The sequence below is a fragment of the uncultured Acetatifactor sp. genome, from assembly GCF_948601915.1.
Classification (GTDB): Bacteria; Bacillota; Clostridia; order Lachnospirales; family Lachnospiraceae; genus Acetatifactor.
Genome location: NZ_CAPDXS010000166.1, coordinates 1 through 10515 on the forward strand (window position 1 = coordinate 1; position 10515 = coordinate 10515).

General features: G+C 62.1%; 13 protein-coding genes. 12 read left to right on the top strand and 1 reads right to left on the bottom strand.

What is annotated here, in order from left to right:
* From Q2B33_RS20870 to Q2B33_RS20895, 6 genes are all read left to right on the top strand, one after another.
* Positions 1-1904: hypothetical protein (locus tag Q2B33_RS20870; RefSeq protein WP_330687840.1), on the top strand; the 1904-nt coding region annotated here is incomplete at its 5' end.
* Positions 1897-2370, top strand: a complete 474-nt coding sequence (locus Q2B33_RS20875; protein WP_300571328.1) for a prepilin peptidase — start codon at positions 1897-1899, stop codon at positions 2368-2370. The genes Q2B33_RS20870 and Q2B33_RS20875, both read left to right, overlap by 8 nt.
* 134 nt (positions 2371-2504) lie before the next feature.
* Positions 2505-3398, top strand: coding sequence for a Flp pilus assembly protein CpaB (locus tag Q2B33_RS20880; RefSeq protein ID WP_300571326.1), 894 nt, complete (start codon positions 2505-2507; stop codon positions 3396-3398).
* Positions 3399-3412: 14 nt separating this feature from the next.
* The gene (locus tag Q2B33_RS20885) at positions 3413-4444 is read left to right on the top strand and encodes a hypothetical protein (protein WP_330684863.1); all 1032 of its coding nucleotides are present in this window, start codon (positions 3413-3415) and stop codon (positions 4442-4444) included.
* A complete protein-coding gene (locus tag Q2B33_RS20890; RefSeq protein WP_330687841.1) occupies positions 4422-5858 on the top strand; it encodes an ATPase, T2SS/T4P/T4SS family in 1437 nt (478 codons plus the stop codon). The genes Q2B33_RS20885 and Q2B33_RS20890 overlap by 23 nt, the downstream gene beginning before the upstream one ends.
* Positions 5818-6738, top strand: coding sequence for a type II secretion system F family protein (locus Q2B33_RS20895; protein ID WP_300571324.1), 921 nt, complete (start codon positions 5818-5820; stop codon positions 6736-6738). Before Q2B33_RS20890 ends, Q2B33_RS20895 begins: the two co-directional genes overlap by 41 nt.
* A 64-nt stretch (positions 6739-6802) precedes the next feature.
* Here the strand turns inward: Q2B33_RS20895 and Q2B33_RS20900 are convergent, their stop codons facing one another.
* On the bottom strand, positions 6803-6991 hold the full coding sequence (locus tag Q2B33_RS20900; protein ID WP_300571322.1) for a hypothetical protein: 189 nt from the start codon (positions 6989-6991) through the stop codon (positions 6803-6805).
* 34 nt (positions 6992-7025) lie between these two features.
* On the opposite strand from Q2B33_RS20900, the gene Q2B33_RS20905 reads away from it, so the two are divergent.
* The 6 genes from Q2B33_RS20905 to Q2B33_RS20930 form a co-directional block, all read left to right on the top strand.
* Positions 7026-7904 carry a hypothetical protein gene (locus Q2B33_RS20905; protein ID WP_300571321.1) on the top strand — a complete coding sequence of 293 codons (879 nt, stop codon included), beginning with the start codon at positions 7026-7028 and terminating at the stop codon, positions 7902-7904.
* Positions 7905-8103: 199 nt separating this feature from the next.
* On the top strand, positions 8104-8325 hold the full coding sequence (locus tag Q2B33_RS20910) for a DUF6133 family protein (RefSeq protein WP_300571319.1): 222 nt from the start codon (positions 8104-8106) through the stop codon (positions 8323-8325).
* A 27-nt stretch (positions 8326-8352) separates the two neighbouring features.
* Positions 8353-8721, top strand: coding sequence for a hypothetical protein (locus Q2B33_RS20915; RefSeq protein ID WP_300571317.1), 369 nt, complete (start codon positions 8353-8355; stop codon positions 8719-8721).
* 212 nt (positions 8722-8933) lie between these two features.
* Complete coding sequence (locus tag Q2B33_RS20920) at positions 8934-9356, top strand: zinc-finger-containing protein (protein ID WP_300571315.1); 423 nt, start codon at positions 8934-8936, stop codon at positions 9354-9356.
* 57 nt (positions 9357-9413) lie between these two features.
* The gene (locus Q2B33_RS20925) at positions 9414-9962 is read left to right on the top strand and encodes a sigma-70 family RNA polymerase sigma factor (RefSeq protein WP_300815869.1); all 549 of its coding nucleotides are present in this window, start codon (positions 9414-9416) and stop codon (positions 9960-9962) included.
* 55 nt (positions 9963-10017) lie between these two features.
* The coding region (locus tag Q2B33_RS20930; protein ID WP_300819803.1) for a hypothetical protein at positions 10018-10515 on the top strand (498 nt) is incomplete at its 3' end.

Consider the following 10515-nt stretch of genomic DNA (forward strand, 5'->3'; position numbering starts at 1 on the left):
CCGGGCGGATTCGGGACTTGCACCCGTTGGAAACGTGCGCCGCCGGGCGCACGACCGAAAGGGCATGGACGGACTCCATGCCCTTTTCCTATGGAAAGGAGAACCACATGAAGCAACTGACAAAACGGATACTTCCGTTTATCCTCTCCCTGGTCCTGGCCCTCCCTGCAGGGACGACAGCCCTGGCATCCGGGGACGGGAACATGGACGGCGGCGGGGGCGGCATGGGGAGCGGCACCGCAACGGATGTGTGGCACAACCAGGACGGGGTGCGCATCACCGTCGTCACCGGGGACGGCAGCCCCGCCTCCACGCCGTTCGACCTGAGCAACTTCGGCATATCAGGGGACATCCTGCATTTCGGGAAAGTGAGCAAGCTCCAGTACAGCGGGGGCGCTCCCCTGTCCCTGGATCCCCACCCCTATTCCTGCTCTAGGCCTGGCACCGCGCTGCCCCGCATCATCAGCGGCGGGAACAGCGGCACCCGAGCGGCCATGGAGGCCATCCGGCGGTACTTCTGCTCCGAATATGCCGCACAGCTCGTGGCCGAAAAGACCGGCATCCCTTTCGAGGAGCTGGTGTCCGGCACCTACAAGCTGGCCATCGAGCCCATCGCCTACTTCACCCATGGCGGCCGCAACTACGCCATGACCGCCACTGAAGCGGCACTCTACAACCAGATGTCCGGCGGGAACCTGCGCCGGACAATGACAAGCCTGACGCACCAGAACCTGCCGCTGGCCCTCTTCCTGGAGACGCCGGACCTAGGCTACCCTGCCTGGACCGGCACCACCAGCGGGAAAGTGTCCGACGCCGAGATCCTCTCCGCCCTGGGCATCGGCATCGTCAGCTACAGGGACGTGCCGGAGGAGATGCTGCAGGCGCCCGACTACACCTACCGGGTGGACACGGACGTCATCACCAGCGTCATCCTGACAAGCAGCACCGAGGTGAACCCGGACAGGCTGGCCAGCGTCACCTTCCACATCAACGGCGGCTCCTACACCGTGAACGATATCGTGATGCCCGCAGGCGGCTCCCAGGTGGTCTGGGCGAAGTGGCACACCCCGCCGGAACCCACGACGCTCACCATACAGGTCTCCGTCAGCGGCGCGTCCACGGCAAGGACCAGCTTCGTGGCAAGGATCGTCTCCCTGGAGGAGAACCTGCCCCCGGACCCGCTGGCCACGGACACGAACCCCCACTTCTCCATGCCCTCCCTCCCTTCCAACCCGCAGAAGACCTCCACATCCTGGAGCGTCTGGAGCGCCAGGTGGCACTTCCACTGGGAATGGGAGGCAGACTGGCAGTGGGAAAGCGACATGCAGTGGGAGGACTGGGGGCACAATGAAGACTGCCCGCAGGACTGTGGGGAGAGCCATGGACAATGGGTGGACAGGGGCCGCTGGGCAGACCACGGGGAATGGGTGGACCACGGCTGGTACGACTTCTCCTCCACCGCCTACCACGCCTCCCTGTCCGGCTCCATGGAGGTCCACCCGGATGATATCGTTCCCACAGCGCAGGGCGATACCATGAAGAGCGGCTACGGCATCAGGGAAGATGCCACGGCCAGGTTCTCCGCCAACGCACCGGCCAGCCACTACGCGCCGGCACAGACGGCCGTCGCCTATTTCCCGGAGTTCGGCTATGACATGTACTGGAGGCTCCTGTCCTGCAGCGGGGGCAACCCGGCTTCCTTCACCTTCAAGCCCAACGGATACTCCACCTATGGCCGGAACGTGCACTTCACCCCGGTATGGTATCCGGACGGCGGGGCCTACACCGTCTACACCTACATCATCGACGCATGGACGCCCTCCGGGATGCTGTCCGTCAACGTGGACGATTCCGTGCACATCCAGGGCAGCGTGTTCGATGACTGGAACTCCAGCCGTGAGTAGGCCGCTGTCCCTGTACCATGCCCTGACCCTGCTCCCCCTGGCAGCCTTCGCCCTCCATGACCACAGGCACCACAGGATACGCAATGCCGCCCTGCTCGCCTTCCTGCCCTGGTGCCTGCTCTATCTGCCGCTTGCGGCACATGCCCTCCCCGGGACCACCTTTCCGGAAGCTGCGCTGCACTGCGCCATGGGATGCCTGTCCGGGCTCCTGCTCCTGCTCTCCGTCTCCCTTGCCACTGACGGCGGCATCGGCGGCGGGGACATCAAGCTGGCGGCCCTGCTGGGCATCCCCTACGGGGCATCCGGGCTGATGGCCGTCCTGGCCCTCTCCTGCCTCCTTGCCCTGCTGCACCTGGGCATCCGGAAGGCATGCGGGAGGAAGACATCCGGGAACATCCCCTTCGCGCCCTACCTGTTCTGGGGATGCCTTGCCGCCACACTGATACAGCATCGACCCTTTTATTAGAAAGGACACCACGAAAACCATGCCGCTTGCCGCCCGCGTCCTTTATGCCCCCTGCGGGAGCCATGGCCGCAGGCCATCTGCCATAAAAACAAACCTGTCCTCAGACCAGCACAGATAAGGAGACTGAACATATTATGAAAATGAACAACCGTTTCATCTACGGCATCCTGAGCATCGCTCTTGCCGCCATCATCGCATTCATCGCCATCCCTGCCGTCACCAGCAGGACCAGGAGCACCTGCGGGATCGTGCGCATAAAGGCTGCCGTCACCCGCGGGACGCCCATCACCGCGGACGACCTCGAGATCGTGGAGGTGGGCGGCTTCAACCTGCCTGACAGCGTCGCCCGCAGGATCGAGGACGTGGCAGGCACCTATGCCGCCACGGACCTGTATCCCGGGGACTATATCCTTCCGGAGAAGGTCAGCAGCGCCCCCCTGTCCTCCGACCTCTCCCTCAATGCGATCCCGGACGGCATGGTGGCCATCTCCGTCACCACCCAGACATTAGCCACGGCGCTCTCCGACAAGCTGCAGGGCGGCGACATCTTCCGGCTCTATCACTATGACGAAGACAACGCGCTGGAGCCGGTGTCCGACATCCCGGAGCTGCGCTTCGTGGAGGTCCTGTCCGTCTCCGACTCCAAAGGCCTCGACGTGGACTACACCAGGCCGCCTGAAGAGGACGAGGAGCGGCAGCAGACCGCAACCATCACCGTGCTCGCCACCCCTGAACAGGCCATGCTGCTCACGCGCTACGAGAACGAGGGCGGCCTGCATGTGGCCCTGGTCAGCCGGGGCAATGGGAAGCTGGCAGGGGAGCTGCTGGAGCGCCAGTCCGAAATCCTGGCCTCCCTATACGGCGACGGCACGGAACTGCCAGATGGGGAACTGGAGCCCTCCATGGACATCCCCGGACAGGAAGACCCCGATGGGGAATCCAGCCAGGCAAACAGCGCATCCGGCTCCGAAGAGCCTGCAGATGGCAGCCAGGACGCACCACCGGAAGGGACATCAGGTGACGAATAAGGAGGAAATAGCATATGTCAAAGGTCATAACTGTATGGGGCAACCCCGGCTGCGGGAAGTCCATGTTCTGCTGCTGCCTCGCCAAGGTCCTGACGGCGGACAAGGACAAGGCCCTCATCATCAACGCGGACCCCAGCACGCCCATGCTGCCCGTCTGGATGCCGGAGCGCCTCCTGGAGACAGGCGCCTCCATCGGGAATGTGCTGGCCGGCCTGGAGATCAACACGGCCCTGGTGGCGGAGCGCGTCACCATCCTGAAGGAGTACCCCTTCATCGGCGTCATGGGCTATGCCGCCGGGGAGAACCCCTTCTCCTACCCGGAACTGAAGTACGAAAAGATAAAGCTGTTCATCGCGGAGGCGGCAAAGCTGGTGGACTACATCATCCTGGACTACAGCTCCAACATGCTCAACTTCTTCACGCCCACCGCCATCGAGGCCGCGGACCTGGCCGTCCGGATCGTCACGCCGGACCTGCGTGGCCTGAACTACCTGCGGGCGCACAGGCCGCTGCTCACGGACGAAAAGTTCCATTACGGCAGCCACCTGACCTTTGCCGGGCTGGCGCGCCCCTTCCACGCCATCGACGAGATGGACCACCAGATCGGCGGCTTCGACGGCCTGCTCCCCTACGCAAAGGAGATCGAGCGCTGCGGCACCAGCGGGCAGATGTTCAAGGCGCTCGCCTACTGCAACCAGCGCTATGTGAACTCCCTGAAGCTCGTCCGGGACCGGCTCCTGCAGGAGGATGAACAGGCGGATGCAGAAGATACGCCATACCAGGAAGGAAACGACGGCTTTTACGAAGACCAGCCGGAAAGTGGAGATACACGGCATGCAACACATCAGGAACAAAATGGCAGGTTCCCTGAAGATGCCAGACAGCCGGAAGGATTCGCGGAGGCGCAGGAAGCGGAAGTCTCTGGAAATGCCGACTTCCAAAAAACGGACAAAGATGCCTGGTATGCAGCGGCCACAGGCAGTGGCAGGCAGAAAGCCCAAGCCGGAAAGGAGATGAACCGCCATGGCCATGGAATCCCTGAATGACATGTTCTTCACTTCCGCCGGGAAGGAGACACTTACCTATGACCAGATCCTGGAGGACGTCCAGAAATACTGCACAGAGAAGCATGCGGACAAGCTCTCCGGGGAGGCGAACCGGGAGGAGGCCACAAAGCTCCTGCGGGAGTTCATCGGCCAGTACGTCACCAGCCGCTCCTACCACATCGAGGGGCTCTCCACGGATGAGCTCTGCAGCACCCTCTACGAGGACATGGCGGGCATCTCCTTTTTAAGGAAATGGATCTACATGCCCGGCGTGGAGGAGGTGAATGTGAACGCCTACGACGATATCGAGGTGATCATGAGCGGCGGGCGCTCCATGAAGATCCCGGACCGCTTCCAGTCCCCCCAGCACGCCATCGACGTGACCAGGCGGCTCCTGAACACCTGCGGCATGGTCATCGACGACACCATGCCCTCCGTCATCGGCTTCCTGGACAAGAACATCCGCATCTCCGTGGACAAGACCCCCATCGTGGACCCGGAGGTGGGCATCAACGCCTCCATCCGCATCGTCAACCAGCAGACCGTCTCCAGGGAAAAGCTCATCCGTTCCGGCTCCGCCACGGACGAGATGCTGGACCTCCTGACCTGCTGCATCCGCTACGGCGTCTCCGTCTGCATCGCTGGCAGCACCGGCTCCGGGAAGACCACGGTGATGAGCTGGCTCCTGTCCATGGTCCCCGACAACCGCAGGCTCATCACCATAGAGGAGGGCAGCCGGGAATTTGACCTGATCAAGCGGGATGCGGACGGCCATGCCACCAACAGCGTGGTGCACCTGCTCACCCGCCCCCACGAGAACCCCTCCCTGGACATCGGCCAGGACCTGCTCTTAGAGCGCGTCCTGCGCAAGCACCCGGACGTCATCGGCGTGGGCGAGATGCGCTCCGCAAAGGAGGCCCTGTCCGTGGCGGAGAGCTCCCGTACCGGGCACACCGTCGTCACCACCATCCACTCCAACTCCTCCGAGTCCACCTACCGGAGGATGATGACCCTGGCAAAGCGGAAATACAACATGGCGGACGACATCCTGATGCAGATCATGGTGGAGGCATACCCCATCGTGGTGTTCACAAAGCAGCTTGAAGACGGCTCCCGTAAGATCATGCAGATCATCGAGGGGGAGGACTACCGGGACGGGCAGCTCGTCTACCGCCCGCTCTACCAGTACGACGTGTCGGACAACCGCACCGACGGGGGCGGCAGGACCATCGTCGTTGGAAAGCACAGGCGGCTCGGCGGCATCTCCGACACCCTGAAAAAGCGGATGCTGGACAACGGCATCCCCGCAGGGAAGCTCGCACCGTTCCTAGCCACCCCTGCACCGAAAAAGACAACGAAAGGAGGCACACACAATGCAGTGGATACAGATTATCATCTTCCTGCTGGCAGCTAACGGCCTGCTCACCCTGTTCTCCGTCCGCTTCAACGACTTCCTGCATGTGCTGGCAGGGACAAGGAAGAGCACCCTGCAGGACGACGTGGACGTGATGCTGGGGAAACCGGCAAAGGGCTTCTTCAACCGGGAGACCCTGGAGGTCGGGCAGCTCCTTGCGGCCACAGGGCGGGAGGGACGCTTTACTCTTATAAAGAGAATCTCCCTCCTGCTGTTCGCACTGGGAGCCGTGGCTGCGCTGCTCTTAAACAACCCGTTCCTAATCCCCGTATTAGGGGCCGGGTTCGCCTTCGCGCCGGTCTGGTACCTGCGCTCCACCGCAGCCGCTTATAAGAAGCACCTGAACGAGGAGCTGGAGACGGCCATCTCCGTCATCACCACCTCCTACCTGCGCAGCGGCGACCTGCCAAGGGCGGTCAAGGAGAACATACCCTACCTGAACCCGCTGGTGAAGTCCCACTTCGAGGCGTTCATCACGGAATCGGAGATGCTCAACGCCAACATGGTCTCCGCCATCAGCACCCTGAAGATGAAGGTGCCCAACCAGATCTTCCACGAATGGTGCAACACACTGATCCAGTGCCAGTCCGACCGGAGCATGAAGAACACCCTGGCCTTCACCGTGCAGAAGTTCTCCGACCAGCGCATCATCCAGTCGGAGCTGGAGGCCATCATCAACGAGCCGAAAAAGGAGGCCATCACCATGATGTTCCTTGTGGTCGGGAACATCCCCCTCCTGTACGTGCTGAACCACTCTTGGTTCGAGACGCTGATGTTCTCCCTGCCGGGAAAGGTCACGCTGGCCGTCTGCTTCGCAATCGTGCTGTTCTCCTTCACCCGGATTATGCAGCTCTCAAAGCCTGTGGAGTACAAGGCATAGCCGTGGAGGGAAGACACTGCGGAGACCACAGGGAGATTTACGGGATCCATGCCTGCGCCTGGATTCACAGGCGCATCAAGAATGGAGGTTTACCATGTTCTTTTACACCAGCTGTACGGTAATGGCGCTTGTGGCCTTTGTGATAACCATAACCGCTACCCTGTACCTTGCCATGTCCCTGAGATAAAGAAGCGGGCATATCCGCCTGCGGACCCGAAACCAGCGGTGCCGCGCTGCGCACCGCCAGCCCCATAGACCAATCCGCAGCGCAGAAACGAGGCAACGATATGACCGGACTACTGATCCTTCTGGCAGCCGCCCTTGCGGGGATTGGCTGCTACAACCTGTCCTGCGCCTGCGTGGACGTCCCCACGGCGCAGACATCCCGGATGATGATGCGCGCCAGGAAACAGACCGGCACCAGCAATGAAAAGCTTTTTGACGTGTACCTGACAAAGATCGCCGGGAAGCTGGCCCCGCTCCTCAGGCTGGACCCCATCAAGAGAGGGCAGCTCGCCCTGACGCTTTCCATCGCAGGCATCCCCCTGACGCCGGAATGCTACACCATGAAAGCCTTCCTGACTGCCTTTGCCACAGGGCTCCTGGGCATCCCCCTTTTCATGGCCATGCCGCTGATGGGGCTGCTGGTCATGGGGCTCGCCGTCACGCTGTGGTTCTCAACCTATTACAAGGCCTTCGACCTTGTAAAGAAGCGCCGGAAGCTCATCGAGGCGGAGCTGCCCCGCTTCGCGGCCAGCATCCAGCAGGGGCTCGCCACGGACAGGGACGTCCTGAAGCTCCTGGCCTCCTACCGCCGGATCGCCGGGCCGCACCTGGGGCAGGAGCTCGACACCACCGTGGCGGACATGCGCACGGGCAACTACGAAAGCGCCCTGCTCCGCTTCCAGAACCGGGTGGGCAGCACCATGCTCTCGGACATCGTGCGCGGCCTGGTGGGGACCCTGCGCGGGGACGACCAGCAGATGTACTTCCGGATGCTGGTGTTCGACATGCGCCAGATCGAGCAGAGCAACTTAAAGAAAGAGGCCGGCAGGCGCCCGAAGCAGATGCAGAAATATTCCATGATGATGCTCTTCTGCATCCTGCTGATCTATGTGGTCGTCCTCTCCGTGGAGGTCGTCGGCTCACTGGGGGCATTCTTTTAGGCCCCGTAGCAGACCCCATGCTCGCCAGCAAAGGAGGTGGTGCCTATCGCCATTGGAACGTAACCCGAAGACCCTGGACCGACACAGCTATGGAGGAAACCTATGAAAAGACTCGTGTCACTCCCCGCCCTGCTCCTCTATGGGGCAGCGGCAGCCACCACATTCATCATCATCAGAACAAGAAGGAGAAAAAACAACCATGCGTAAAGCAATCCAGACATTCAAGACCAAAGCGGCATGCACCGCAGCCCGCGCTGGGGCCATCCTGAAGGACGAGGCCGGCGACTTCTACATCTCCGACGGCGTGAAGATCATCATCGCCGTCGTCCTGGGGGCGCTCCTGCTGGCCGCCCTGACCAACATCTTCAACGGCACGGTCATCCCCCGCATCACGCAGGAGATCCAGCGCCTGTTCAACTAGCCGCGGCACAGGAAGGAGGTGCCCACCATGGACCCAGTGCTCAGCGTCAGCTACGCCACCATCGCAGGCTTCTTCGAGGCGGCGGAGGGCAACTACCGCAATGCCGTGTACGTCTCCTGCTCCTGCAGCTACAGGCGGGAGTCCGGATGCGGGGACTTCCTGTTCATACCGGGGCACGACTGCCGCCCCATCCTGCTCCCGCTCACAGACGCGGAGAAGTTCCTGGGCAGGGCGGTGGACCGGACGGAGTGCGCCTGCACCATGGACAGCCGGTGCTTCATCCGGCTCTACAGCAGGTGGCTGGAGCTTGCCACCGACTCCGCAGGGGACTGCCCCATCCAGCAGGTGCTCCACCTGATGAACCGGCCGCCGGGCCATCAGAGGATTATCCCCTGACCCACGGCCCCGCCAGGGGAAAAACTGGAAAAAACTGGAAAAATACTCGCAAATGACTTAAGGAAAGGCGCCTCCCCTATGGGAAACGCCTTTCCTTTCCACTAAAATATACTTATAGATTACTTAATCCATACGCAGGGCAGGCGGAAGCGTCATCACAAAGCGGGAAGCCTTTCCAGATATGGAGCCGGCACAGCAAAGGAGGGATATGAATGAAGCATAAGACTAAGGGCAGGCCTGCAAGAATCAAATGCCCCTACTGCGGCCGCAGCGCCGTGCTCAGGAAGGCATCCTACGACTACAGGGAAAAGGCGCTGGACGAATACCTCTACGTCTGCAGCGGCTACCCGGAGTGCAACTCCTATGTGGGCGTCCATGCCGGGACCATGCAGCCGAAGGGGACGCTGGCCAACGGGGACCTGCGCCACAAGCGGATCGAGACGCACCGGCTGTTCGACGCCATCTGGAAGAACGGCATCCTCTCCCGCAGCGATGCCTACCGCTGGATGCAGGACATCTTCGCCCTCCCCAGCTCCCAGGCGCACATCGGGCAGTTCTCCGACTACCGCTGCGACTGCCTGAAGGCGGAATGCATGAGGGTGCTTGAGAACAACCATGTAGAGATTGCCTGCTAAGGTGCAGGGGCCATTACAGCACACACAGAAAGGAACCGGGGTGAAGACATGAAGAGAATGAGCAGACAGGAAAAAGAACTGGCGGAGCGCCACCTCTACCTTGTAAGGGACACCGTGCTGGGCGCCATGTCCCTGAACGAGTCCATACAGGGCTTCGGGTACGACGACCTCTACCAGACCGGCTGCGAGGCGCTCTGCCACGCGGCCCAGAAATACCGGGCGGAGGGCGGGGCGTCCTTCCCCACCTTCGCGTCCGTGGTCATAAGGAACCGCCTCCTCTCCCACTGCAGGAAGGTGGCAAGGGTACAGAGGCCCCTGGAGTACATGGACGCGCCCCAGCCCTCCGGCTCCGGGCTGGCCTACGCGGACGCCATCCCGGATGACGGCTTCCACGGCATCTCGGACGCGGACACCTTCCTCCTGCTCTCCCAGGCGCAGGAACGCTGCTCCGGGACTACGAGGAAGGGCATCGAGGCGCTGGCGATGAAATGCCGGGGGCATACCGGCGTGGAGATCGCCACCCGGTACGGCGTCCGCCCGAACCATGTGGCGGCATGGATCTCCAGGGCCACGAAGATGCTGCGGGAGGAGAGGCTCACCGCATGAGGGAAAGACAACAGCATCCTGCAGAAGGGTGCTGAAGACAAAAGGAGGATACGATATGATGAGACTTTACACTGCCATCGGGAACTACCGTTTGAATGAAAAGGGGCTCCCCCTTGTGACCGCAGGCGGGCGGGACTGCGCACTGGACCCCCATGAACTACTCCTCTGGTCCAGCCTGGCATTCCGGATACTGACCTACCAGGAACTGCGGGCAGAGTTCTATGAAAAGGAGCAGGATCTGCACATCCTCGGGGAGCTGGACTTCGACCATTACCTGGACCGCCTCACCATGCGCAGGCTGGTGGCCTCCGGCAGGGACTGCACCGGCGTGGACGCCCTGTACGACCTCTTAGGGCACCTGTACGTCCAGCCCGCGCCCAACGGCATCGCCGTAAGGGCCGCCTCCTTCCTGAAGCTCGTCCTGGGCCGCAGGCTCCCCTTCCGCAAGGCCCTGGCCGTGTTCCACACCGAAAGGCTGGAGCCCATGGAGAGGCAGATCCTGGCACTGCTGCGCCATGAGATGCTGTCCACCGCGGAGCTGATCCAGTGCACG